Genomic DNA, 23,769 nt, shown 5'->3' on the forward strand with positions numbered 1-23,769 from the left:
ACCTCCGTTCGGACAACGGCTTCGGCCGTTCGGGCGTGAGCCCGTTTCGTCTTGATCGATGTGGTCTAGACCGGTTATCCCGGCGCGGGTTACATTCGGACGTGGTCTAGACCACAGTCCGTCTGCCTCGTGCCGCTTGGAGAACCGCCATGAGACGCACTCCCGCACGACTACGCTCCGCGCTCGCCGCCGTACTGATCGCAGCCGGCAGCGTCGCGGCGCTCGCGCCACCCGCCGCCGCGGCCGGTTCGCTGACCGCCACCCTGGCGATGAGCGGAACGACCGGCACCTACACCGTCGCGAACACCGGCACCGCGTCGGTGAGCAACTGGGCGATCACCTTCACACTGCCCGCCGGAGTCACCGCCAGCACCGGCGAAAACGGCACGGTGACCCAGAACGGCACCCAGGTCACGCTCACCCCGGCGTACTACATCGCGACGCTGGCGCCGGGCCGCAACACCTACCCGTACAGCCCGACGTTCCGGCTCAGCGCCGCCGCGACGCCGTCGCAGTGCCGCGTCGACAACGCGAACTGCGACGGTTCACCCGACACTCCCCCGGGCGCGCCGGCCAACCTGAGGCTGGTCGCGAAGACCACCAAGACGGTCGCGCTGGCCTGGAACACCTCGACCGCCGGCTCACTGCCGGTGACCGGTTACGACGTCTACCAGGGCACGGCCTTGGCCGCGTCGGTGACCGGGACGAGCGCCACGATCAGCGGGCTCACGCCGAGCACGGCGTACTCGTTCACGGTGAAGGCCAAGGACTCCAAGGGCACGACGTCCGCGGCGAGCGCCGCCTTGTCCGTGACCACGAACAACCCGGCCGACGACACTTCCCCGCCCTCGGCGCCGGGTGGGCCGCGCTCGACGGCCGCCGACTCGGGAAGCGTCTCCCTGGCCTGGACGGCGTCGACGGACAACACCGGCGTCGTGAGCTACGACGTCTACCGCGGGTCCACGCTGGCCACCACGGTGACGACGACGGCGGCGGTCGTGACCGGCCTGGCACCGTCCACTTCGTACACCTTCACGGTGCGCGCGCGGGACGGCTACGACAACGTGTCCGCGCCGAGTGCCGCGGTGACCGCCCGGACCGGCGACATCGTCGCGGGCTACGCGAAGGTCGGCTACTTCGTGCAGTGGGGCATCTACGGGCGCCAGTACTTCGTGAAGAACCTCGAGACGTCGGGTGCGGCCGCCAAGCTCACGCACCTGCTGTACGCGTTCGAGAACATCGACCCGGTGAACCTGACGTGCCTGTCCGGCGTCACGAAGGGCACGACGGCCAACCCGCAGGACCCCAACCAGGGCGACGGCGCGGGTGACGCCGAAGCCGACTACTCGCGGCCGTTCGCGGCGGCGCAGTCGGTGGACGGCGTGGCCGACACGGGCTGGGAGTCGTTGCGCGGCAACTTCAACCAGCTCAAGAAGCTCAAGGCGAAGCACCCGAACCTCAAAGTGCTGGTCTCGCTGGGCGGCTGGACGTACTCGAAGTACTTCTCCGATGTCGCGGCCACGGACGCGTCGCGGAAGAAGTTCGTCTCGTCGTGCCTCGACACGTGGATCAAGGGCAACCTCGCGTCCTACGGTGGCGCCGGCGGCCCGGGCACCGCGGCCGGCATCTTCGACGGCATCGACCTCGACTGGGAGTGGCCCGCGAGCGCCGACGGCCACCCGGGCAACCACTGGAGCCCGAACGACAAGAACAACCTGACGGCGCTGCTGGCCGAGTTCCGCACGCAGCTCGACGCGTACGGCGCGACGACCGGCAAGCGGTACCAGCTGCACGCGTTCACCCCGGCGGACCCCGCCAAGGTCGCGGCCGGCTGGGACCTGTCGAAGGTGTTCAGCTACCTCGACGTGGCGAACGTGCAGGGGTACGACTTCCACGGGTCGGGCAGCGACAACTCGTGGGAGCCGAACCGCACCGGGCACCAGGGCAACCTGTACGCGGACGCGGACGACCCGTACAACTTCCACTTCAGCGCGGAAGCGGCGATCAACGCCTACACGAACGCGGGCGTCGATCCACGGCGGCTGACGTTGGGCCTGGCGTTCTACGGGCGCGGCTGGCAGGGCGTCGCGGACGGCGGGAGGCACGGCGAGTGGCAGTCGGCCACCGGCGCGGCGCCGGGCCAGTTCGCCGAGGAGGCAGGCACCCGGGGGTACGCGAACCTGGTGGCGAGCGTGCCGGCGTGCACGGTCTACCACGACACCGCGGCGGTCGCGACGTCGTGTTACACGGGCAACGGCGGTCAGTGGTGGACGTTCGACGACGCCTGGTCGATCGGACTGAAGACGACGTGGCTGAAGCAGCGTGGCCTGCTCGGCGTGATGGCGTGGGAGATGTCGGGTGACACCGGGACGTTGATGAACGCGGTCAGCGCCGGACTTGGCTGATTTGTTCAGCCCGCTGAACGGAAAACGTCTTCCGTTCAGCGGGCTGAACATTTTCCCGGCTATTTCTTCAGGAGGCGAAGAAAGGGCTTCCCGGTTCTTGACGGGCCGTGGTCTGGACCATGAGACTGGGCGCAGCGCGCTGCCCCGGACACCGTCGTCTCGAGGAGAGCCATGTCCCGCTTGAGAAAAGTCGTCACGCTCGCCGCACTGGTGCCACTGGCCCTCGGCCTGGTCGCCACCCCGGCCCCCGCGGCGCCGGCGACGTTCACCCACCCCGGAGTGCTGGTCAGCCGTCCGCAGCTGGACTTCGTGAAAACGCAGGTGAACGCCGGCGCCCAGCCGTGGAAAGCCGCTTACGACCAAGCCAAAGCGAGTGCGTACGCGTCGCTTTCGCGGACGCCGAAACCGCGTTCGGTGGTCGAATGCGGCCCGTATTCGAACCCGAACAACGGGTGTACCGACGAGCGGGAAGACGCGATCGCGGCGTACACGGACGCCCTGATCTGGTACATCTCCGGCGACGCCCGCTACGCGCAGAAGGCGATCGCATTGATGGACGCGTGGTCGGCGACGATCACCAACCACACCAACAGCAACGCCCCGCTGCAGACGGGCTGGGCGGGCTCGTCCTGGCCCCGCGCGGCGGAGATCATCAAGTACACGTACACGAGCTGGCCGAACTCCGGCCGTTTCGGCACGATGCTGCGCAACGTGTACCTGAACAAAATCATCAACGGCAGCAACAGCAACGGCAACTGGGAACTGTCCATGATGGAGGCCGCGGTCGGCATCTCGGTGTTCCTGGAGGACAAGACGAACTTCGACAAGGCGGTGACCCGCTACCGCAACCGCGTCGCGGCGTACGTTTACCTGTCGTCCGACGGCGCGTTGCCGAAGACGGTCCCGGGCAGCGGACTGTCCACGCGCGACCAGATCGTGGGCTATTGGCAAGGGCAGGGAACGTTCGTGGACGGCCTGACCCAGGAGACGTGCCGCGACTTCACGCACACGGGCTACGGGATCGCGGCGATCGCGGACGTGGCGGAGACGCTGCGCATCCAGGGCCAGGACGTGTACGGAACGGACGTGGGCGAGCGCCTGCGCCAGGCACTGGGGTTCCAGTCGAAGTACCAGCTGGGCACGGCGGTGCCTTCGTGGCTGTGCGGTGGTTCGTTGAAGCTGGGCCTCGGCCCGGTGACGGAGGTGGGCTTCAACGCACTCCACACGCGCTTGGGGATCGCGATGGCGAACACGCAGACGTTGACGGAGCGCCAGCGCCCGGCGGGCTCGAACAACCTGTTCGTGGCGTGGCAGACGCTGACCCACGCCGGCAACGCTGCGTGAGGGCTCCCGGTCCGCCTGACCTGTTTCCGCAGGTCAGGCGGATCGAGGCCCCGCGTGCAAGCCCGTTGGACGGGCACGCTAAAGTACTTCTCACGCACTCAGCGAGTGCGGGTCCGGGCTGTGGCGCAGTTTGGTAGCGCACTTGACTGGGGGTCAAGGGGTCGCAGGTTCAAATCCTGTCAGCCCGACGGACAAGCCACGTTTACGCAGGTAAACGTGGCTTTCGTCGTATCCGGGGCCGGTTCGGGCACCCAAAGGAGAGAGATGTTCGCACTTGTCGTCCGGTTCGAGCTCCACGACGAGGCGCGAGCCGCCGAGTTCGATCTTCTCGTCGAACGGACCGGGCGGGGCATCGCCGAGCACGAACCCGGGACTCTCGTCTACGTCACCCACCGCGTCGCCGATGCTCCTCTCGCTCGCGTCTTCTACGAGGTCTACCGGGACCGCGATGCCTTCGACGAGCACGAGCGGCAGCCGCACACCCGGCACTTCCTCGCCGAACGGGACAAGTACGTGAAGTCCACGCGCGTCGAGTTCGTGACACCCGTCACGGCCACCGGGCTGCCCGGCTGACTTCTCGATCGGCGGACCCCCGGAACCTGCCGGTACGGTCGGTGCACGAGACAAAACGTCCGCCGAACCGGAGGAATCGTTCATGCCGCAGCCCGAACCGGCCGCGAAGAATCCTGACAAGGGGCATCTCGCTCTGCTCGGCTGGAGCCTCAATGCCGTCGAGGCCCTCGATCGCTTCGACCGTCGCTATCTCGTAGTAGCGCCGGAGTGGGCCGAGGAATACTGCGTCGAGCACGACATCCCTTACGTGCCTTGGAACTTCGAGCGGCTCAACGACCGGTCGATGGAGATCGCCGAGATCCTCAAGGACAGAGGCGTCGATGTCGCGATCCCGTTGTTCGAAGAGACCGTCGAGTGGGCCGGCGCGATCAACTCCGTGCTGCTCGACAACCCCCGCCTCTTCGGCCAAGCCATGCTGTTGCGGGACAAGGCTTTGATGAAACGGCGCGCGCAGCTCGGCGGGATCCGGGTCGGGATCTTCGAAGAGGCGCACGACCGGGACGACGTGATCCGCTTCCTCAAGCGCGTCAACCAGACGCTGCTCAAGCTGGACGGCGATCCCAACGACCCCATCCACCTCAAGGCGTTCGACAAGGCCGGCTGCCTCGGGCACCGCGTCATCCGCACGCCCGACGAGATCGACACGATCCCGGACGACGAGTTCCCCGTGCTCATGGAGTCCCATTTGGACGGCTGGGAGTTCGCCGTCGAAGCGTGGATCCACCAGGGGAAGATCAAGTTCCTCAACATCTCCGAATACGTCACCCTCGGGTACTCGGTGTTCGTTCCCGCGACGTCGGAGCTGGAGAAGTACCGGCCGCAGATCACCGCGCAGATCGAGAAGCTCATCAAGACCTTCGACATCGAGTTCGGGTTCGTGCACCCGGAGTACTTCGTCACCAGCGACGGTGAGATGTACTTCGGCGAGGTCGCCTACCGGCCGCCGGGTTTCAAGGTCTTCGAGCTGCTCGAGCGGGCCTACGGCTTCAACGCCTACCAGGGCCTGGCGCTGGCCTTCGACCCCAAGACGACCGAGGAGGAGATCGACGCCTTCTTCCCGCGCGAGGTCGTCGACGCGGCCGGGGTCGCGGGCTGCTTCGGCGTCTACCCGCGCCGGCGGGTCGTCAGCGAGCTGCGGATCCCCGAGCAGACCCAGGACGACGACTACTACGAGTCGCACGACCTCTCGGCCCCGCTGGAGGAGACCGTCACCAAGCGGACCGCGTTCGGCACCCACTGGGGCCTGCTGTACTTCTTCGGCGACGACGCCTACCGGATGCGGGATCTGCTGAAGGAACAGGAAGACTACGACTTCTACGTCTGATGTGGACCGAAACGTGGGGAACCTCGTGACGCTGGACAAGCGCGTGACCGCGCTCGACGACGCCGTCCGGGCGATGGCCGAGACCCGCGACTTCGGCAAGCACACGAAGCTGCGGCGCGTCCTGGAGGCGTTGCGGCGAGTGCTGCTGCAGCCGGGCGGTCCCGCGGCGATCCAGGCCAGGGCGCAGGCCATCGAGGAGGCCGGCCTGTTCCTGGGCACGGACTGGGCCACGCCGGAGATCCTCGTCCCGTCGCTGGTCGGGCCGGGGCTGCGCAGCGACAACGCGGACACCGCCGTGATCGAGGCGACCAGCGAGCTGCGGATGCTCGCGGTCGCCCGCGGCGACTTCACCCACCCGACGCTGTCGGCCGACGACGCCCGCCAGTTCCTGTCGCAGGTCCTGGCGATGAACCTGGAGCTGCTGTTCACACCGCCCACCGAGGCGGAGCGGGTCCGGCAGGGCCGGACCGCGCAGCTGATCCGGGACCTGTTCCGGCACATCGCCGACGAGGTCGGCTACGACAGCGTCCTGGACGAGCTGGTCGACGAGATCTGGCGGATCTTGCGCCAGCGCCCGATCCAGGTCGACCAGGTGCAGTCGCTGATCACCCGGATCGCGGTCTACCGCGGTGACCCGGACGTCGCGCTGGGAGCGTCGTCCGGCCAGGGCCTCGACCGGCTCATCACCAGCCTGTTCGGGACCACCGAGGCGTGCCGGGAGGACCCCGGCGTCGACGTCTTCCGGTCGCGGCTGGAGGCGATGGACACCGTCGGCCTGCAGTACGAGGCGACCGGGTTCGCCCGGGCGATGCACGACACCGGTCTCGTGTCGCCTTACCACGCGGAGCTGCTGCGGTTCCTGCGTTACGAGAGCGACTACCTGCTCGGCGAGGCACTCGGCCTGTCCGACACCGGCCGGAACTGCCTGCTGCGCTACCGCGACCTCGTGCACCGGCTGATCGAGGTCGCGGTGCACCCGCAGACCGCGCAGTGCATCTACGGGCTCGCGCTGCTGCTCGACCGAGGCATCCTCTACGAGCCCCCGGTGGTGCCCGCGCTGTGGCGCCAACTGGCGCTGGAACTCGCGCCGGCCGCGCGCGAACGGCTGACGACGGTGTTCGGCGACCAGCCCGGACCGGCGGCGCGGCTCGTCGCCGGGGTGCTGTCGATGCTGGGCCTGCCGCTCGGTGTCGGGCAGGGCGACAACCCGACGTGCCAGTCGGCGCGCGCGTTGTCGATGTGGGCGTACAACGACCCGGACTACCTGCTGCAGATCGTCGCCTGGGCCGCCCGCGACGACGAGGTCATCATGCACTTCGAGGGGCAGCCGATCTCGTCGAAGGACGCCGTCGCCGGGCTGGCGGCCACGCCGCCGGCGGACCTGGATCCGGTGTCGCTGCTCGTGGTGCCGCACCTGGACCGGATCTACGCCGAGATGGGACGCCGCTGCGCCGACCGGCCCGGGGACCCGCACCGGTGGGTCAACCCCGAGTTCCACGGCTGGTGGACCGCCCGCGGCTTCCGGATCAACGTCGACGTCGCCACCGGGAAGCTGATCGACCTCGACGACTTCTACCGGCACTTCCACGCGAGCTACCACCCGTCCTACAACGGCGGGCAGCCGCTGATCCACCCGCAGCCGGCCGGGGTCGCGGTCACCGACAGCGCGGCGCGTTACGTCGGCTGGCACGCGATCACGATCCTGCGGGCAGCGCCTGATCCCCACGACGTCATGCGGGTGTACTTCTTCAACCCCAACAACGACAGCGGCCAGGACTGGGGTGACGGCGTCGTCGTCTCCACCGCGGGGAACGGCGAGCGGTTCGGTGAGGCTTCGTTGCCCTTCGACCAGTTCGCTTCGCGGCTTTACATCTTCCACGTCGATCCGCTTGAGCGTGGGTTGCCGGAGAAGGTGCCGGCTGAGGACGTGACGCGGATTGTCGGGTACGTCGAGCGCAGCTGGGGAGCTGATCGGCTTACGGCCGAAAGCCTGCACGCGGTGGAAAGCACGGAGTGACGAGCTTTCCCGCTAAGGTAGGCCCAGCCGATTCGAGGGGGATGCGATGACCGATCAGGAGGGCGCGGACTGGATCCCGCCCGATGCCGACCTTTCGCGGCCCAGTGCCGCTCGGATCTACGACTACCTGCTCGGTGGGGCCCACAACCTCGCCGCCGATCGGGCTGTTGCGGCGAAACTCGAGGCCATTCAGCCGCAGGTTGCCAGTGTTGCCCGGCGGAATCGGGCCTTCCTCAGGCGCGTTGTGCGGTTCATGCTCGACCAAGGCATCCGGCAGTTCCTCGACCTCGGGTCCGGGATTCCGACCGTCGGCAACGTGCACGAGGTCGCCCAGGCTGTCGATCCGCGGGCGAAGGTCGTCTACGTCGACTACGAACCCGTTGCCGTCGCGCACAGTCTCATGCTGCTGAAGGACAATCCGAACGCCGAGGCCTTCGAGGCCGATGCCACCGACACCGACGCCGTTCTCGGCTCCGAGTCCGTGCGGAAGCTGCTTGATCTCAGCCAGCCCGTCGGGCTGCTGGCCATCACCCTCGGGCACTACCTGCCGGACGTGCGGGGCGTCTTCGGGACCTACCGCGACGCGCTCGCGTCCGGCAGTCACCTCGCGCTCACCCACCTCACCAACGACTACGCCGTCCTGCGCGATCCCAAGATCGCCGAGACCATGCGGTCGACGCAGGACCACATCTACCCGCGCTCGCGGGCCGAGGTGCTTGCCCTGTTCGACGGCTTCGAGCTCGTCGAACCCGGGCTCACCACCTCCGCGAACTGGCGGCCGGACCGGCTCGCCGCCGTCGTCGATCCCGAAGAGGACGGCCTCTACGCGGGTGTCGGCGTCAAGCCGTAGCCGAACCGAAGCGCTCCCACGCCGACTGGCGGGTCATCCCCAGCGCCTCGCCGATCTGCGCCCACGTTCCGCCCAGGGTGCGTGCCTTGCCGACCCACGCGGTCAGGTTCTGCTGCACCTGCGTGGTCGCCGCCGCGACCGGGCCGAGGTTGTGCAGCACCTGCTCGAGCGGCAGGTCGTGCTCCCACGGCGCGATCATCGGCGCGTCCGACGGCTTGCCGTCGATCACCGAGACGCACAGCTGAACACACCCGTCGCAGATGAACACCCCCGGACCGCCGACGAGCGTGTCCACCTCCGTGTTCGGCTTCGCGCAGAACGAACACCTTGCGATGACAGCCACCCCGACCTCCTTGTCAGGAGTGACCTTACGCGCGTAAGGACGAGCCTGACAAGCTCAAGAACCCCGACGTCCACTCGGCGAGCTCCGTCATCCGCGCGGTCAGCTCCTCGATCTCGGCCCAGCGGCGGTGCTCGCGCCCGAGGTCGGGCACCAGGAAGTCCTCGACCAGCTGCAGCAACGTGGCGATCTCGTAGGCGACGTCGGCGAGCTGCAGGAACGGCCGGTACTCGGCCTCGGCGCCGGTCCCGTTGCGCGTGGCCCAGTCGCGGGCGCCGTGCCCGGCGGTGCGGCACACCGCGACGACGGTGCGGCGCAGATCCCCGCGCCGGGACTCCGGCCGCCCTTCGGTCAGCGGGGCGACGTTCCAGGCCACGGACAGCAGGCAGCAGCCCGCGTCGTCCATCGAGTTGTTCATCACCGGACGTACTGTGCTGACCCCTGGGCACACTCCGGCCGTTCCGACTCGCGCGGTCACGCCATCGTGTGAAGAACCGGCCCCTATCGAGCGAGTGCCGGCACGGAGATGAAGTCCGCCAAGGCCTGCTGGCCCGCCACGTTCGCGTGGATTCCGTCGCCGTTGTCGTACGCCGGCAGAATGCTGTTCGGCTTCAGCGGATCCTTCAGCACCTGGTCGAAGTCGAGGACGCCGGAACAGGCGCCGCCGCAGGTCGACCAGCGGGACACGAACAGCCCGATCTCGTGGCGCGCCAGGTTCGCCGCGTCGTTGTAGCCCGGCCGGGGCGTGCTCGGCGTGACGTACACCGCGATCCCGGCTGTTCGCAGCCGTTGGAAGACTTCGCGGTAGCTGGCCAGGATCGTCTCCGCGTCGCAGCCGTACGCCAGGTCGTTCGTCCCGTAGTAGTAGATCACCGACTTGACGCCGTGCAGCGCCAGAACGTCCCGGTCGAGGCGGCTCGCGGCGTCCAGACCCACGACCGACGGCGGCATTCCGGGGCACGACGGGGCGCTGGTCGTGCCCGAGACACCGGCGTTGGCCACGGCCAGCTGGACCGAAGCCGGGGCCTCCGCGACGATCCGGCGGGCCAGGTCGTCGGTCCAGCGCCGGTCGGCGCCCAGCTGGGTGCAGCCGGGACCGCAGTTGGTGCTGCCGATGCCGTCGACGACCGAGCTGCCGAACGGGACGACCGTGCCCTTCAGCGACGTGTTGTGCACGTCGACCGCACTCACGACGTACGTCGAGCCGACCGTGGCGGTGAAAGCGGTGCCGGAAGCATCGGCCGTGTGGTCGCCCGAACCCTCCGCGGTGAGGTAGTTGTCCCGCAGCGCCGCGCCGTGGCGGCCGGGCGTGGCCGTGCCCGCCACGAACATGCTCACCGCGAGGTTCGTGTCCGGGCTCGTCACGAGCCGGGTCTCGTCGCTCCAGACGTCGCCGCCGACCGGGATCGTGACGGCGGACCGGCCGAAGAAGGTCAGGTCACGCACTCCCGAAACCGCCGCGCCGGAAGTGCTCAGCCCGGCGGTGGCGTGGTCGATGGTGAGCGGCCCGGTGCCGAAGGTGTTCTGGAGCCGGACGCGCACGGCGTCGCCGCCTTGGCTCAGGTGGGTGATCATGCGCAGCGACCGGCCGGACACGGGGGCGTCCGCGTGCCCGTCCTGGGACTGCGCCCACGACGTGAACCAGGCGTGTCCCGCGCCGTCCGCACCCGGCGCCGAGGCGACGACGACCGCGGAAATCGTGGCCAGTACGGCGATCCGATGGGTTACTCGCATCCGATCGATGGTAGGGAGCGGGTCACGAAACCGGCAAGCAGCTTGTCCGTTCTTGTCAGCGCCCCGGTTTCCGGGTTCGATCGGCGGACATGACGCTGCGAAGCCTGCCGAGACCGGGTCGAGGCGAGCCCCGGACCTTCGGCGAACCGTACGAGACAGCCGACGGCACGACCGTCATCACCGTGACGAACCCGCCCGGGGTCTTCGCGATCCGCGAGGGTCAGGTCAAGTTCGAGCCGGCGATCGACGCGACGCGCATCGCCCTGCTGGCCGTCGGCACCGGACTGGTCGCGGCGACCCTCGGCACGCTCGCCGTGCTGCGCCGGCCGCCGTGGCCGGACCTGAAGGGCACCTGGCAGCGCTAAGCCGCCCCGCCGGCCAGCGCCACGACCCGGCCGAACGGGCCGTTGTAGTAGTTCTGGTCGCCCGGGAGACCGCCGCCGCGCGCGAACTGCCAGATGCTCTGCTTGTCCCAGCCCGCCGGGAGCTCCCCGACCTCCGGGCCGTACCGCGCGAGCCACAGCGGGTTCGTGTTCCCGAACCCGGACGCGTTGCCCGTGCACTGCTTCCACCACGTCGTGCTGGTGTAGATCAGGGCGCTGCGCTTGACCTTCGCCAGGTACGTCCGGGTGAAGTCGGCGATCCACGCCGTCATGTCGGCCGGGTTCTTGCCGTAGCAGACGTCGCCGTACGGGTTGTATTCGATGTCCAGCGCGCCCGGGAGCGTCTTGCCGTCGGACCGCCAGCCGCCGCCGTGGGCGATGAAGTACTCCGCCTGCTGCGCGCCGCCCGAGATGTCGGGCCGGGCGAAGTGGTACGCGCCGCGGATCAGCCCGGCCGCGTGCGCGCCGTCGTACTGCTGACTGTACTGGGGGTTGACGAACCCGGTGCCCTCGGTCGCCTTGACGTAGGTGAACTTCGCGCCGCCGGTCGTCGCCGCGGACCAGTCGACGGCGCCCTGGTGCCCGCTGACGTCGTGGCCGAGCGTCTGGTCGGTCGTGTCGGCTCGGGCCGATCCGGGCACCACGCCTTCGTGCAGCGCGATCTGCGTGCCCGCGTAGTTCGTGTCGGCGAGGGAGTAGTCGGCTTCGGTGGCTTCAACGGGAGCCGCGACGACCACCGAAGCGAGCGCGGCCAAGGCGCCCGCTGCGGCGAGCCGCGGCCGCCACCGCTGTTCGTCGTGTCCGGCAACGGTTCGGCTCATCGGGGCTCCGATCTCGACACTGGTCACGTCCGGAGCCCATGCTGCCTGGCCTGATCGCTCCCCGCGAGCGATGTGTCACTCGATGTGGTGATCTATAGCTCGGTGGTGATGATCGCTTCGACCAGTACCTCCCCCGCCCGGGTGAGTTCGACGACGCCGGGACGCAGCTCGACGAGCCCCCGCTCGGCCAGCGAGCGGAACTTCCCCAGCCACGGTTCCGCGAACAGCGAACGCCCCGGGAACCGCGCCGCGTGCAGGGAATCCCGCACCGGCTGCAACGTCGTCAGCGCCATCTTCACCGCCCGCGCCTCCTGCGCCTCGGGCGTGAACCGCGTCGCCGAACCCAGCGGGATGCGGCCGTCCGACACGGTTTCGATGTAGCGCCGGGAGTTGACGTCGGTGATCGCCTCGGACGCGCGGCAGCTCGACGAACCGCCCAGGCCGATCGCCACCTCGGCCTCCTGCTTGTCCTGGTCGACCATGATGGCCTTCCACTTCTCGGGCCCGAGGCCGGCGCGCGCGAAGTACATCGTCGGGTGTTCGGTGTAGCCCGCGGCCCGCAGGCCGTCGGTGAGCAGCTCCCGCATCTGGTACTGCTCGCCGAGCGTCGGCCAGCGGTGGCCGTCACGCACCAGCTTGTCCCGATAGGACGGCAGCTGCCACGCCGCCGGCTTCTCGCCGGTGACGCCGGTGCGCGTGTCGCTGTAGGATGCCAGGTGCAGCTTCGTGCAGACCACGGCCGTGACTTCGTTGTCCAGCACGACGTCGAGGTCGCGGCGGACGCTGTCCAGGGTCTGGTCGAGCAGCCCGTACATCAGGTCGATGCTGACCCACTCGAAGCCCAGCCGCTGGGCGTTGCGGACGAAGTCGACGCACATTTCAGCGCTGTGCTCACGGCCGCACAGCTCCAGGACGTGGTCGTCGAACGACTGGACGCCGCTGGACAGCTTGGTGCAGCCCAGGTCCCGCAGCAGCTCGAGCTTGGCCGGGGTGAACGTGCTCGGGTCGCCCTCGAACCGGATCGTGGTGTCGGCGGTGAAGCCGAACTCCGACCGGTAGAACTCCAGCAACCGGCGGATCTCCGGCTCCGGCAGCAGCGACGGCGTGCCGCCGAAGACGTTGAACTCCCCCACTTCGGCGCCGGCCAGGTGGGGCACGGCGTCGAGCCACAGCCGCGCTTCGGCGATGTTGAGGTCGACCCAGTGCTTCGCCTTTTCGTACTGCACCTCGGGTTTGCCCTTGACCAGCACCACCGGGTACTGGCAGAACCGGCAGCGGTAGGCGCACGTCGGGATGTAGGACCACAGGTGAATGGGACGCGAAGAAGCCAGCTGCGCGTCGAGGTCGCGCAGGAAGTCCGCCGGCGAACCGGGGACGTTGCCCGGGAACACGTGCGCCCCGAACGGGTCCTCCTGCACGAAGTCCAGGAGGTGCCGGTTCTCCGGTGCCTCGAGGACGTCGAGCACGGCGGGCCGCGGCCACGCCGGGTCGAGCGTGTGCAGCGAGCCGATCGCCTCTTCGTAGGCGAGAGTCATCAGAACACCCCTCCGTTGCCGAAGTAGTTGTGGGCCTCTCCGGATTCCCGGTCCTCGCAGTAGTAGTGGACGAACTCCGCGAACCGGTCCGCCGGGATCTCCGCCAGGCACGGCGGCAGTGGCGGCGGGAAGCCGATGTCCTCGCCGACGTGCCGGCGCAGGCAGGCGAACAGCTCGTCCGCGAACTCGAAGTACAGCCGGTACGACGGCGTCTTGTACGCGTGGATCGGCGTGAAGTCGACGACGCGCATCTCCACGCGGATCTCGGCGATCCGCCGCGCGAGCCGGGACGCCAGATCGGCGCCGAAGAACGCGATGACGGCGTCGTCCTCCAGGAGCGTGGGTGTCAGCAGCACCGGCAGGATCGTGTTCTTCGGCGTGAAGTCCTTGATCGAGAACTCCCACGCCTGCAGCGCCTCGGCTTCGGTCAGGTCGCCGGGGACCGCCGGCACCGACGGCCGGATGTCGCGCATGACGATGATGCCGTCGGAGCCGTAGGCCCGGCCGGCGATCACCTCGTCGATGGCGTGGTCGACGCGGCGCGGGTTGATCTCGACGCGCGAGCGCGGCGCGTAGGTGATCGCGTCGCCGCCGCTCGCGACCTTGATCCCGAAGTCCCAGTCGTCGGAGAGGTGGCTGACGAACTTCCCGTCCCGCAGCTGGTAGAAGATCTCGATGCCGCCGGCGCGCTCGTAGGCGTCGCGCTCGACGGCGAAGCCCTTGCCGTCCGGGAAACCGCCGAACAGCGAGAACGTGACGGCGCGGCAGCGCAGGGTCCGCTGGATCGCGTCCCACAGCCTCGGGCGCCCGACGAAGTGCGAAGCGTTGTAGTAGTAGTCGCAGACGCCGATGGCCGCCTTGGTCGTCTCCATCGCGTCCAGGAGCTCGCTCAGCCAGTGCGGGTCGACGCGGCAGTCCGCGTCGGCCGACACGAGGTAGAACCGCTCCCCCGGATCGGTGTCCGGCCGGTTGCGACTGCGGGCCGCGGCGAAGTCCATGCCCGCCCGCCGCGCGCACGACACACCCTGCTCGGGCTCGTGGATGACGTGCAGCGCGAGATCGGGGTGTGCCGCCGCGAAAGCGTGCGCCACGGCCACGGTGTCGTCGGTCGAGTTGTTGTCGACCAGCACGACCTCGTACCGGCCTTTGTCCAGGGGCGCGTCGCCGTCACGCTGGTCGTGCAGCGTCCGCAGGACCTCCGGCAGGTTCGCGGCCTCATTGAAGACCGGCAGCACGACGGAGAGCCGCGTGCCGGCCGCCATCGGTGGCGGGTAGAGCCGGTCGACGAGGTCGTCGACGACCCGCGTCCCGAAGTGCGCCTGCCCGAGTTCGGAGTTCGCCCGCACCACGTCCGCCCGTTTCCCTTCGTCGGTGATCAGCTCGGCCACTTCACGCGCGAACGCCGCGTCCGGCAGGTCGCGGGCCCGGATGTCCAGCACCGGAGCCCGGAAACCCTTGCGGCCGTAGACGACGTCGTACAGCTCGTAGCCGCTGGTGATGTACGGCGTCCCGGAGGCGATCGCCTCGCTCACCGGGTTGCCGTAGCTCTCGTAGTCGTAGGAGGTCAGGAAGGACACGACCGTCGCGTGCGCGAGGAGGTCGCGCACCGAGTACCGGCCGGGCACGGCGGTGTCGTACGGCGTCAGCCAGCCGCCGAACACGACGCGGTCGCGGACACCGAGCACCCCGGCCAGTGCGACCAGCCGGTCGTGCTCCGCCGGCGCCTCGGCGACGTCCCCGGCGACGAACAGCCACGCGTCCGGCAGCAGGGTGAGCAGGTGCAAGTCCCGGTCGATGCGCTTCTGCGGGATGATCCGCGTGATCCGGGCGAGCAGCGGGACGTCGCCGGGAATGCCGTGGTCACGGCGGAAACCCGCGTTGCGCTCGTCGATCCCCGCCGGCGCGATGGCGAACGCATTGGGCAGGACGTCGATGTTCCGCAGGCCGGGAACCCACTCCAGGGTTTTCGTCAACGCCTGCTCGTGCAGCGCGAAGTAGTGGATGTGCGGGGAGTTCCGCGGCGCGGGGACGCCGGGATACGGGAAGTGGCCGTACTTGGCGATGCCGGGTTCGCTCTGCCACATCAGGTCGTGGTCGCGCCAGAACACGAACCGGCCCAGGCGATGGCGGGTGCCGTAGCGGTCGATCGCGCGGTAGAGCGCTTCGGTGTAGACGAGGTTCTCGGGCAGCGTGCCGTTCTCGACCATCACCATCGTGACGCCGAGCCGTTCCCAGGTGGCCACGATCTTTTCGGCCAGCTCACCCGCGATCCGGTCGATCTCCGGACGCGACGTCTCGTCGCCGTGCTGGACGACTTCGCGCAGGACCCGCTCGACGAACTCCCGGTCGTAGCCGCGAATCCCGTCGACGCCTTCGACGCGGTCGAGCGTGACCCACCCCGGCAACAGCCCGGCTTCGTCGCGGTAGGGCCGGAAGAACGCGCCCTTGTCGGCCTTGATGTCGTAGCCGAGGTCGAGGTGGACGCGGTGCCCGGCGAACCGGCGCGCCGTCTTGAGGAACTCGACCACGACGCCGGAAAGCGGAGTGGCGTCGAAGGACACGCCCCAGAGGACTGACATCGATGTCGGACTCCCGTCTCGGCTTCGCCGTCGTTCCCAGCGTAAGCGGCCGGAGTCCGGACGGCCGCGTGAGTGCACGGTTGACCGCGGGCGCCGGACGCCCCAGAGTGGCCGCATGAACCGGGCCCTCGGGGTGCTGACCTGCGGCGCCTTCCTCTCGATCGTGCTCGGGGTCCTCGGGTCCGGGGAGCCCGTGCTCGCGCTGGTTTTCGGCGCGGTCTTCACGGTGCTCGCGACAGCGGGCTTCGGCTGGGTCCGCACCCGCGAAGGCTGGACGTGGCCCGCCGCGTACGTCGGCGTCCAGCTGCCGCTGGCCTTCGTGACGTTCACGATCAGCGCCGGCGTCGGGGCGACGCTGTTCCTCGTCGTGCTGGTCAGCCAGTGCGTGCTGCTGCGCCTGCCGCTGCCGGTGGTCGCGCTCGTCATCGCCGTGGTGCCGCTGGTGCACCTCGGGATGTCGCTGGGCGCGGGCCTGCGGGAGGGCCTGGGGACGCTGGTCTCGGTGGTGTTCGCGGCCGTGATCACCGAACTGCTGGTGCGCGAACAGCGGTCGCGCGGCGAACTCGCCGAAGCGCACGAGAAGCTGCGCGACTACGCCACCCAGGCCGAACGGCTGGCGACGGCGCAGGAGCGCAACCGCGTCGCGCGGGACATCCACGACGGGCTCGGGCACTCGCTCACCGTCGTGCAGATGCAGGTCAAGGCCGCACGGGCGGTGCTGCCGACCGACCCGGGCAAGGCCGACGACGTCCTCGCGAAGGCCCAGGAGCAGGCCGAGAACGCGCTTTCCGAGGTGCGCCGCTCGGTGAAGGCGTTGCGCGAACCGCGGCCGACGCCGTTGCCGGACGCGTTGCGGGCGCTGGTCTCGGAAGCCGGTGTCCCGGCCGAGCTCACGGTGTCCGGCGTCGAACGGCCGCTGCCCGAAGAGCACCGCGAGGCGCTTTTCCGCACCGCGCAGGAAGGGCTGACGAACGTCCGCAAGCACGCGAACGCCGGCCACGCCGACGTGCTGCTGGACTACGCGGACACCGCGGTCCGGGTCGTGGTCCGCGACGACGGCGCCGGTGGCGACGGCGGCGCGTCGACCGGTTTCGGGCTGCTGGGGCTGCGGGAACGGGCCGCGCAGCTGGGTGGCAAGCTCGACTTCACCTCGGCGCCGGGCGAGGGCAGCGCGCTGAGCATGGAGGTTCCGGGATGACACCGGTCCGCGTCCTGCTCGTCGACGACCAGGCGCTGTTCCGCGAAGCCCTCGCCACCCTGCTGGCGACGCACGACGGCATCGACGTCGCCGGCGAGGCGGGCAACGGCGAGGAGGCGCTGAGCCAGGCCGCCGCACTGGCGCCGGACGTCGTCCTGATGGACCTGCGCATGCCGGTCCTCGACGGCATCGCCGCGACCCGGCGGCTTCGGCGCGAACACCCTGAGGTCCGGATCATCGCGCTGACGACGTTCGACGACGACGAAGACGTCTTCGCCGCACTGCGCGCGGGCGCGGTCGGGTACCTGCTCAAGGACGTGTCGTCGGCCCGGTTGATCGAGGCGGTGCTGGCGGCCGCGCGGGGCGAGTCGGTGCTGCAGCCGTCGGTGGCCGCGAAGGTCGTCGCGCGGTTCGCGGAGCTGCCCGAGCCGGCGCCCCAGCCGCTTGTCGCGCCGTTGTCCGAGCGGGAGCTCGACGTGCTGCGCCAGCTCGCGGACGGCCGCAGCAACCGCGAAATCGCCGCGAAGCTGTTCCTCGCCGAGGGCACGGTGAAGAACCACGTGACGAACGTGCTGGGGAAGCTCGGCGCCCGCGACCGCACCCAAGCCGCGCTGCGGGCCCGGGACCTCGGGCTGCTCTGAGCGGTCACATGACCCGGGTCATGACTTCCGGCACGTCCCCGCGCGGCCGGCACCCGGGACTCTCGTCCAGGAGAAACCTGGAGGGAATCATGACCACCACCGAAACCACCCGGACCACCCCCCGCAAGCTCGCCCGGTTCGCCGGGCACTACGCCGAGATGGTCGCCGCCATGATCATCGGCATGGTCGCGCTCCACCCGCTCTGGCCGGCGGCCTGGCTGGAACGCCCGGACGTCGACGCGCTCGTCATGGCTACGAACATGACCGTCGCCATGACCGCGGCGATGCTGCTGCGCCGGCACTCGTGGCCGCGGATCGCCGAGATGGCCGCCGCCATGTACCTGCCGTTCGTCATGCTGCTCGTCCCGTTCTGGCTCGATGCGATCAGTGGCGGCACCCTGATGGTCGCCGGGCACGTGATCATGTTCCCGCTGATGCTCGCCGCCATGGTGTGGCGCCGCGCCGAGTACTGGCACTGACGTGAAGACCGTCTTGAAGTGGTTCGCCTTGGTCGTCGCCGTGCTGGCCGTCCCGGGCATCGGCGCGGCGATCTCCGCGCTGTCGGCGTTCGACGCGCTGTACTCCCCCGGGCCGGACCGGCCACTGCCCGCCGCGACGGTGGCGGCGCACGACCCGGCCAAGCCCACCGCCGTGGTCGTCGTCGGCGACCGCGGGGCCGTCGTCTCCGACACCCTGGCGCCGTACGAGATCCTCGCGGCGACGGGCCGGTTCAACGTCTACACCGTCGCGTCGAAGCGGGAGCCGAAGCCGCTGACCGGCGGTCTCGACCTCGTCCCCGACCTGAGCTTCGACGACCTCGCCGCCCGGCTCGGCCCGAAGGCGCCGGACCTCGTCGTCGTGCCCGCGCTCCCGGACGTCGGCGAGCCGAGCACCGAGCCGGTCAAGAACTGGCTGCGCGCCCAGGCCGCCCGCGGCGCGAAGCTGCTGAGCGTCTGCAACGGCGGTGGCGTGCTGGCCTCGACCGGGCTGCTCGACGGCCGCCCGGCCACCGCCCACTGGCTGAAGCTCGAGGCGTTCGCCGACGACTACCCGGCCGTGCACTGGGTGCGCGGACAGCGGTTCGTCGACGACGGCGACGTCGTCACCACGGCCGGGATCCTGTCGGGCATCGACGGAACGCTGCACTGGGTGGAGCGGCTGGCCGGTCGCGCGGTGGCGGCCGACGCCGCGAAGGCGGTCGGCTGGACGCGCTACGGCACCACGGTCCCGGTGCACGTACCGGCGTCGATGCCGGACGCGGCCGCGATCGTCAACGCCGCCTTCCGCTGGAACCCGGACGAGATCGGCGTGCTGCTCGCGAACGGCGTCGGCGAGATCGAGCTCGCGTCGGTGTTCGACACCGAGGGCCAATCGCTGTCCTCGCGCACCCTCGCCGTGAGTGCCGACGGCGGCCCGATCCGGTCCCGGCACGGCCTGACGTTCCTGCCGCGGGCGGCACTCGGCACCGCCGGCCTCGACCGGCTGATCGTGCCGGGTGCGACGCGCGGCGTCACCGGGGGTCCCGCACCCGAGTACGTCCACGACCGGCCCGGCTTCGCCTACGACACCGCGGTGAGCGCGCTCTCGCGCAGCACGGACGTCGCGACCGCGCGCTGGACCGCGAAGGTTCTGGAGCTGCCCGCCGATGGTGTCGGGTTCGAAGGCCGGGCCTGGCCGTGGCTGCCCACGGCGTTGCCGATCGTCCTGGTGCTGCTGGGCGCGGCGGTCGTGGTCGCTGTGCGCCGGATCAGGGCTGAGCGTCGACCCGGCTAACCTCGTCATATGCACCGGCGGCGTCCCCGGCGTGGGCGCCGCCGGTGTCGGCAAGTCCCTTCCGGACGATCCACGTGGCGTCGCTCTTGTCCAAAACGGAGCTGACCGGCGAATCACCTGCAGCGCGGTGGTCGCGCGCACGGAGATCTCCTAGCCGAAGTTCAGCCGGTGACGCCGGTCTCCGGGTCGGCCTGCACCCCGTGGGTCCGCGCCGTGGCAGGGCTGGAACCAGCACTTGGTGCCGAAGTTGATCTCGTCCATATGGCCGTCACCTATGTCGTGGCCACCGGCGCCGCCAAGGCAACGACGTCCGCCAGCACGCGCAGGATCTCCGGCGGGAGCGAACGATGTGAGCGTTACCAGCGAGCACTATCCAGCCGTAAAACGATTTATGAAACCCGCCGACTGTCGAAGCGATTCACCACCCATACGTCCCGGTGGAGTATTGCCAACGTGTGAGTTCGTGATTACAGTCACGTATCACGCTCTATTGAAACGTTTTAAATCCGGCCGCCCCATCCCCGCCGTAAGGGAGCCCGCATGCTGCCCTCGAAGCTCTGGCGCGCGACCACCACCACGCTCGCCGCGATCCTGGTCCTCTCCGCCGCGTCGGTTCCGCCGGCCGGCGCCGCTCCACCGGTCGAGCTGACCGGCGCCCACTGGATCTGGTACCCGGAAGGCGATGCCCGGGTGACCGCACCCGCCGCCACGCGCTACTTCCGCACGACCTTCACCGTCCCCGCCGCCGCGGTCAGCGATGCCCAGTTCGTCCTCACCGGCGATGACACCGCCGACGTCTGGCTCAACGGCAAGCCCCTCGCCTCGTCGGCCCGCATCGCGGACTCGTGGCGGTCCGCGCTGGCCGTGGACCTGCGGCCGGCGCTGGCTCCCGGTGTCAACACCCTCGCCGTCGCCGTCCGGAACTCCGGTGGGGCGGCCGGCCTGCTCGGGCGGGCGCGCGTCACGACCGCGTCGGGCACCACCGACCTCACCACCGGGGCCGGCTGGAAGAGCGCGACGACCGCGGCCGACGGCTGGGAGCAGCCCGGCTTCGCCGACGGGACCTGGGCCGCCGCCCAGGACCTCGGCACCTACGGCACCGGTCCGTGGGGCACGCGGGTCAGCACGCCGAGCGCCTCGGCCAAGACTCCGCTCTCCGTCGCGAGCGCCACGGTCGGGCAGCGGGTGAACCCGCTCGGCGTCGACCCGGCCCAGGCCCGGTTCGGCTGGAAGCTGGCGGCAACGTCGGCGCAGCAACGGCAATCGGCCTACCAGCTCGTCGTTTCCGCCGGTGGGAAGGACGTCTGGGACAGCGGCCGCGTCACGTCCGCGCAGCAGGCCGACGTCGCCTACGGCGGACCGGCGCTCACCTCGCTGACCGCCTACACCTGGAAGGTCCGCGTCTGGGACGGCGAAGGCCGGATGAGCGGCTGGAGTGCGGTGCAGCGCTTCGAAACCGCGCTGCGCGACCCGGCGGCCGAATGGACCGGCGCCTTCCTCGGCCGCGCCGCCGCCGGCCCGGACCTCGCCGGCGCCAGCTGGGTCTGGTACCCCGAAGGGGACCCGCTCGGCGGCGTGCCCCCGGCCACCCGGTTCTTCCGGAAGACCTTCGACCTGGCCGCGGCACCATCGAAGGCCACGCTCGTCGTGACCGGTGACGACACCGCGACCGTGTGGGTCAACGGCACCCAGGTCAGCGACTCCCCGCGCGTCACGGACTCGTGGAAGACCGCCGCCGTCGTCGACGTCGGCAGCCTGCTGACCGCCGGGTCGAACACGATCGCGATCAGCGCGGAGAACACCACGCAGAGCCCCGCCGGGATGATCGCGAAGCTGACCGTCCAAGGTGGACCCACCGTCAGCACCGACGGCACGTGGAAGGCGAGCCAGACCGGCCCGGCCGGCTGGCAGCAGCGCGGGTTCGACGACAGCTCCTGGACCGCGGCGCGGGCACTGACCGCGTACGGCACCGGGCCGTGGGGCGCGAACGTCGCCGTCAGCGCCCCCGCTCCCCTGCTGCGCAAGAGCTTCACGGTCGCGAAGCCGGTCGCGAGCGCACGGCTGCTCACCACCGCGCTCGGCCTGCAGGAGACCCACCTCAACGGCGCCAAGGTCGGCGGCGAGGTCCTCGCACCGGGCTGGACGGACTACACGAAACGCCTGCAGTACCGCGTCTCCGACGTCACCGGGCAGATCCGCCAGGGCGAGAACGTCGTCGGCGCGATGGTCGGCAACGGCTGGTACTCCGGGAGCATCGGCATCGCCGGCAGCCAGAAGTACGGCACCGAACCGTGGTACTCGGCGCAGCTGAAGCTGACCTTCACCGACGGGACGTCCACCACGCTCGCGACCGACGGCACCTGGAAGACCGGCGACGGCGCGATCCGCGCCGACGACCTCTACCAGGGCGAGACCTACGACGCCCGGCTCGCGACCGGCTGGGACCGGCCCGGGTTCGACGACCGCGCGTGGGCGGCACCCCGCGTCAAGGCCGGCGCGAAGCCGAACCTGGTGTCCCAAGTGGACAACGGCGTCACGGTGCAGCAGGAGTTCAAGCCCGTCTCCTGGACGCAGCCGAAGCCGGGGGTCTGGGTGGCCGACCTCGGCCAGAACTTCAGCGGCTGGAACAGGCTGTCCGTGACCGGCCCGGCCGGCACCACGGTCACCATGCGGCACGCCGAGGTGCTCAACCCCGACGGCACGATCTACACGACGAACCTGCGCGCGGCGCAGGCGACCGACCGGTTCACCCTGGCGGGCACCGGGAGCGCGGAGACGTACGAGCCGCGCTTCACCGTGCACGGCTACCGGTACGTCGAGCTGACCGGCCTGCCCTCGGCCCCGACGGCCGCGACGCTGACCGGGCGGGCGATGTGGACGGCCGGCGCGCAGCCCGGCACGTTCACGACGTCGAACGCGCAGGTGAACCAGCTGCAGCACAACATCCTGTGGGGTGAACGCTCGAACATGCTGTCCGTGCCGAGCGACTGCCCGCAGCGCGACGAGCGGCTCGGCTGGACCGGCGACATCGGGATCTTCGCCGGCACCTCGACGTTCAACCTCGACGTCGCGAACTTCCTCGGCAAGTTCAGCGACGACCTGGTCGACGCCCAGCACGCCGACGGGTCGTTCACCGACGTCGCGCCGGGCGTGCTCGACGGCTCGGGCACGGCGGGCTGGGGCGACGCGGGCGTCATCGTGCCCTACACCCTGTGGCAGCGCTACGGCGACACCGGCGTCATCAACGAGCACTTCGCCGCGATGGTGAAGTGGGTCGAGTACCTGCGTTCGACGTCGGGTGCCGACCTGATCCGCGACCACCAGACGTTCGGCGACTGGCTCAACGTCAACGACAACACCGCGCAGGACCTGATCTCGACGGCGTTCTTCGCGTGGTCGTCCCGGCTGGTGTCCCGGATGGCCGCGGCCACCGGGCACGCAGGCGAGGCCACGAAGTACGGGACGCTGGCCGACCAGATCGGCGCGGCGTTCACCAGCCGGTTCACGCAGGCGGACGGCACGGTCGGCGCCAACACGCAGACCGGGTACGTCCTCGCGCTGGCCTTCGGGCTGCTGCCCGCTTCCCGCGTCCAGCCGGCGGCGGACAAGCTGGCGGCTCGCGTCGCGGCCGCGAACGAGCACCTCAGCGTCGGGTTCCTCGGCGTCGAGAACCTGCTGCCGGTGCTGGCCGCGCACGGGCACGCCGACGTTGCGTACCAGGTGCTGCTGCAGCCGGACTTCCCCGGCTGGGGCTACATGATCGGCCACGGCGCGACGACGATCTGGGAGCGCTGGGACGGGATCAAGCCGGACGGCTCGTTCAACGACCCCGGGATGAACTCGTTCAACCACTACGGCCTCGGCTCGGTGGGCGACTTCCTGTACCGCTCGGTCGGCGGGCTGTCGCCGGCGTCCCCGGGCTACGCGTCCCTGCTGGTGGCGCCGCGGCCGGGTGGCGGGCTGACGTCGGCGAAGTCGGCGTACGAGACGCCGTACGGCGGCGCGGTCAGCGACTGGTCGGTCTCGGCCGGGAAGCTGACGCTGCGGGTGACCGTCCCGGTCGGTTCGTCGGCGACGGTGCAGGTGCCGACGTCGCAGCCGGGTTCGGTGGTCGCGCCGCCGGAAGCGGTGCCGTCGGCGGCGGGGTCGTACTTCGTGCCCGCCGGGTCGTACGTGTTCACCGCGACCGCGTGACCGGAGAGCCGGTACCGCCGCTGCCCGCGGCGGTACCGGCTCGATCCGGCGGAAATCC

At 70.1% G+C, this 23,769-nt stretch carries 19 protein-coding genes and 1 tRNA gene; 14 read left to right on the top strand and 6 right to left on the bottom strand.

Annotation, left to right across the window (positions count from 1 at the left end; genetic code table 11):
* Positions 1-149 precede the first annotated feature (149 nt).
* From ACZ7PG_RS40090 to ACZ7PG_RS40120, 7 genes are all read left to right on the top strand, one after another.
* The gene (locus ACZ7PG_RS40090) at positions 150-2,405 is read left to right on the top strand and encodes a glycosyl hydrolase family 18 protein (protein WP_470244412.1); all 2,256 of its coding nucleotides are present in this window, start codon (positions 150-152) and stop codon (positions 2,403-2,405) included.
* A gap of 171 nt (positions 2,406-2,576) precedes the next feature.
* Complete coding sequence (locus ACZ7PG_RS40095) at positions 2,577-3,749, top strand: alginate lyase family protein (protein WP_470244413.1); 1,173 nt, start codon at positions 2,577-2,579, stop codon at positions 3,747-3,749.
* 114 nt (positions 3,750-3,863) lie between these two features.
* A tRNA-Pro gene (locus tag ACZ7PG_RS40100) sits at positions 3,864-3,937 on the top strand.
* Between the two features lie 76 nt (positions 3,938-4,013).
* Positions 4,014-4,322, top strand: a complete 309-nt coding sequence (locus tag ACZ7PG_RS40105; RefSeq protein ID WP_470244414.1) for a putative quinol monooxygenase — start codon at positions 4,014-4,016, stop codon at positions 4,320-4,322.
* 82 nt (positions 4,323-4,404) lie between these two features.
* A complete protein-coding gene (locus tag ACZ7PG_RS40110) occupies positions 4,405-5,646 on the top strand; it encodes an ATP-grasp domain-containing protein (protein ID WP_470244415.1) in 1,242 nt (413 codons plus the stop codon).
* 13 nt (positions 5,647-5,659) lie between these two features.
* Positions 5,660-7,663, top strand: a complete 2,004-nt coding sequence (locus ACZ7PG_RS40115; RefSeq protein WP_470244416.1) for a hypothetical protein — start codon at positions 5,660-5,662, stop codon at positions 7,661-7,663.
* 46 nt (positions 7,664-7,709) lie between these two features.
* Positions 7,710-8,513 carry an SAM-dependent methyltransferase gene (locus ACZ7PG_RS40120; protein WP_470244417.1) on the top strand — a complete coding sequence of 268 codons (804 nt, stop codon included), beginning with the start codon at positions 7,710-7,712 and terminating at the stop codon, positions 8,511-8,513.
* Here the strand turns inward: ACZ7PG_RS40120 and ACZ7PG_RS40125 are convergent.
* From ACZ7PG_RS40125 to ACZ7PG_RS40135, 3 genes are all read right to left on the bottom strand, one after another.
* A complete protein-coding gene (locus ACZ7PG_RS40125; RefSeq protein WP_470244418.1) occupies positions 8,503-8,856 on the bottom strand; it encodes a ClpX C4-type zinc finger protein in 354 nt (117 codons plus the stop codon). The two genes, ACZ7PG_RS40120 and ACZ7PG_RS40125, sit on opposite strands and share 11 nt — an antisense overlap.
* A 25-nt stretch (positions 8,857-8,881) precedes the next feature.
* Positions 8,882-9,271: a hypothetical protein gene (locus tag ACZ7PG_RS40130; RefSeq protein WP_470244723.1), complete on the bottom strand. Its 390-nt coding sequence runs from the start codon at positions 9,269-9,271 to the stop codon at positions 8,882-8,884.
* Between the two features lie 83 nt (positions 9,272-9,354).
* Positions 9,355-10,587: a GDSL-type esterase/lipase family protein gene (locus tag ACZ7PG_RS40135; RefSeq protein WP_470244419.1), complete on the bottom strand. Its 1,233-nt coding sequence runs from the start codon at positions 10,585-10,587 to the stop codon at positions 9,355-9,357.
* Between the two features lie 89 nt (positions 10,588-10,676).
* Between ACZ7PG_RS40135 and ACZ7PG_RS40140 the strand changes: the two genes are divergently transcribed.
* Complete coding sequence (locus ACZ7PG_RS40140) at positions 10,677-10,952, top strand: hypothetical protein (protein WP_470244420.1); 276 nt, start codon at positions 10,677-10,679, stop codon at positions 10,950-10,952.
* On the opposite strand, the gene ACZ7PG_RS40145 is transcribed toward ACZ7PG_RS40140, so the two are convergent.
* The 3 genes from ACZ7PG_RS40145 to ACZ7PG_RS40155 form a co-directional block, all read right to left on the bottom strand.
* Positions 10,949-11,791, bottom strand: coding sequence for a lysozyme (locus ACZ7PG_RS40145; protein WP_470244421.1), 843 nt, complete (start codon positions 11,789-11,791; stop codon positions 10,949-10,951). The two genes, ACZ7PG_RS40140 and ACZ7PG_RS40145, sit on opposite strands and share 4 nt — an antisense overlap.
* A gap of 92 nt (positions 11,792-11,883) precedes the next feature.
* Positions 11,884-13,326: a radical SAM protein gene (locus tag ACZ7PG_RS40150; protein WP_470244422.1), complete on the bottom strand. Its 1,443-nt coding sequence runs from the start codon at positions 13,324-13,326 to the stop codon at positions 11,884-11,886.
* Complete coding sequence (locus tag ACZ7PG_RS40155) at positions 13,326-15,905, bottom strand: glycosyltransferase (RefSeq protein ID WP_470244423.1); 2,580 nt, start codon at positions 15,903-15,905, stop codon at positions 13,326-13,328. Before ACZ7PG_RS40155 ends, ACZ7PG_RS40150 begins: the two co-directional genes overlap by 1 nt.
* Positions 15,906-16,020: 115 nt before the next feature.
* Here ACZ7PG_RS40155 and ACZ7PG_RS40160 point away from each other — a divergent pair, with 115 nt between their 5' ends.
* The 6 genes from ACZ7PG_RS40160 (at position 16,021) to ACZ7PG_RS40185 (ending at position 23,711) form a co-directional block, all read left to right on the top strand.
* The gene (locus ACZ7PG_RS40160) at positions 16,021-17,103 is read left to right on the top strand and encodes a sensor histidine kinase (RefSeq protein WP_470244424.1); all 1,083 of its coding nucleotides are present in this window, start codon (positions 16,021-16,023) and stop codon (positions 17,101-17,103) included.
* Entirely contained in the window at positions 17,100-17,744 is a 645-nt protein-coding gene (locus ACZ7PG_RS40165) for a response regulator (RefSeq protein WP_470244425.1), read from the top strand. Before ACZ7PG_RS40160 ends, ACZ7PG_RS40165 begins: the two co-directional genes overlap by 4 nt.
* An 89-nt stretch (positions 17,745-17,833) precedes the next feature.
* A complete protein-coding gene (locus ACZ7PG_RS40170) occupies positions 17,834-18,223 on the top strand; it encodes a hypothetical protein (RefSeq protein WP_470244426.1) in 390 nt (129 codons plus the stop codon).
* A gap of 1 nt (position 18,224) precedes the next feature.
* Positions 18,225-19,517, top strand: coding sequence for a DJ-1/PfpI family protein (locus ACZ7PG_RS40175; RefSeq protein ID WP_470244427.1), 1,293 nt, complete (start codon positions 18,225-18,227; stop codon positions 19,515-19,517).
* A gap of 213 nt (positions 19,518-19,730) precedes the next feature.
* Positions 19,731-19,976 (top strand): hypothetical protein, encoded by a 246-nt coding sequence (locus ACZ7PG_RS40180; protein WP_470244428.1) that lies wholly within the window; start codon positions 19,731-19,733, stop codon positions 19,974-19,976.
* Between the two features lie 81 nt (positions 19,977-20,057).
* Complete coding sequence (locus ACZ7PG_RS40185; RefSeq protein WP_470244429.1) at positions 20,058-23,711, top strand: family 78 glycoside hydrolase catalytic domain; 3,654 nt, start codon at positions 20,058-20,060, stop codon at positions 23,709-23,711.
* Positions 23,712-23,769: the final 58 nt, after the last annotated feature.

It is taken from the genome of Amycolatopsis sp. NPDC114504 (assembly GCF_055633595.1).

Coding starts and splice junctions, on each gene's coding strand:
- ACZ7PG_RS40090 (WP_470244412.1), top strand. CDS start 150: ATGAGACGCACTCCCGCACGACTACGCTCCGCGCTCGCCGCCGTACTG.
- ACZ7PG_RS40095 (WP_470244413.1), top strand. CDS start 2,577: ATGTCCCGCTTGAGAAAAGTCGTCACGCTCGCCGCACTGGTGCCACTG.
- ACZ7PG_RS40105 (WP_470244414.1), top strand. CDS start 4,014: ATGTTCGCACTTGTCGTCCGGTTCGAGCTCCACGACGAGGCGCGAGCC.
- ACZ7PG_RS40110 (WP_470244415.1), top strand. CDS start 4,405: ATGCCGCAGCCCGAACCGGCCGCGAAGAATCCTGACAAGGGGCATCTC.
- ACZ7PG_RS40120 (WP_470244417.1), top strand. CDS start 7,710: ATGACCGATCAGGAGGGCGCGGACTGGATCCCGCCCGATGCCGACCTT.
- ACZ7PG_RS40130 (WP_470244723.1), bottom strand. CDS start 9,271: ATGAACAACTCGATGGACGACGCGGGCTGCTGCCTGCTGTCCGTGGCC.
- ACZ7PG_RS40135 (WP_470244419.1), bottom strand. CDS start 10,587: ATGCGAGTAACCCATCGGATCGCCGTACTGGCCACGATTTCCGCGGTC.
- ACZ7PG_RS40140 (WP_470244420.1), top strand. CDS start 10,677: ATGACGCTGCGAAGCCTGCCGAGACCGGGTCGAGGCGAGCCCCGGACC.
- ACZ7PG_RS40145 (WP_470244421.1), bottom strand. CDS start 11,791: ATGAGCCGAACCGTTGCCGGACACGACGAACAGCGGTGGCGGCCGCGG.
- ACZ7PG_RS40150 (WP_470244422.1), bottom strand. CDS start 13,326: ATGACTCTCGCCTACGAAGAGGCGATCGGCTCGCTGCACACGCTCGAC.
- ACZ7PG_RS40155 (WP_470244423.1), bottom strand. CDS start 15,905: ATGTCAGTCCTCTGGGGCGTGTCCTTCGACGCCACTCCGCTTTCCGGC.
- ACZ7PG_RS40160 (WP_470244424.1), top strand. CDS start 16,021: ATGAACCGGGCCCTCGGGGTGCTGACCTGCGGCGCCTTCCTCTCGATC.
- ACZ7PG_RS40165 (WP_470244425.1), top strand. CDS start 17,100: ATGACACCGGTCCGCGTCCTGCTCGTCGACGACCAGGCGCTGTTCCGC.
- ACZ7PG_RS40170 (WP_470244426.1), top strand. CDS start 17,834: ATGACCACCACCGAAACCACCCGGACCACCCCCCGCAAGCTCGCCCGG.
- ACZ7PG_RS40185 (WP_470244429.1), top strand. CDS start 20,058: ATGCTGCCCTCGAAGCTCTGGCGCGCGACCACCACCACGCTCGCCGCG.